Origin of the sequence: Methanobrevibacter oralis (genome assembly GCF_001639275.1) — an archaeon.
Taxonomy (GTDB): domain Archaea; phylum Methanobacteriota; class Methanobacteria; order Methanobacteriales; family Methanobacteriaceae; genus Methanocatella; species Methanocatella oralis.
The window spans coordinates 1-591 of the sequence record NZ_LWMU01000034.1; the positions used below are offsets into that span (position 1 = coordinate 1).

A 591-nucleotide genomic window follows, 5' to 3' on the forward strand; every position below is an offset into this window, starting at 1 on the left:
TTCATTGCGAATTATATTTTTCATTATTCTCCAAAGCTGTTCTATGGGATTTAAGTGTGGAGAATAAGGTGGGAGATTAATTAACTCAATATTAAGAATTTTAGCTATTTTTTTAATAAATGCAGATTTATGAACACTGAAATTGTCTAAAATTAAACATATTCTTTTTTCATTGAGTAATTTCTTTTGTAAATTTTCTTCTAATAAATTTTTTAAGATTATATTTCTCCATATTTCTCTTCTTTTTTTCACGTTTTTTATTGATTCTCTTTTGCAATGCTTTTCAATGATTCGGGCTATTTTTGTGGTTGAATCATCAGAATATTTTTCTAAGGTTTTTGTAATTTTATCTGTAAAACTTATTTTATCCTCAGAATTTTCTATTAAAATTTTATCTATTTCTTCATTTGAGATTTTTACATTATTTAAAATAGTATTTAATAGTTTAACATGCCCAATATTTGTTGAATTAGCTTTTCTTAATTCTAATAGGGATATTGCTATTTCTGGAGCTGTTGAAGAATTTGTAATTGTTATTGTTGAATTACCATTTATTGCTAGAGATCCTGTGGCATTTATTTTAAATTTATA

The 591-nt window shown here is 23.7% G+C and carries 1 protein-coding gene; it reads right to left on the reverse strand.

Going from position 1 to position 591, the window contains the following annotated elements:
• The coding region (locus MBORA_RS00895; protein ID WP_063720101.1) for a transposase at window positions 1–591 on the reverse strand (591 nt) is incomplete at both ends.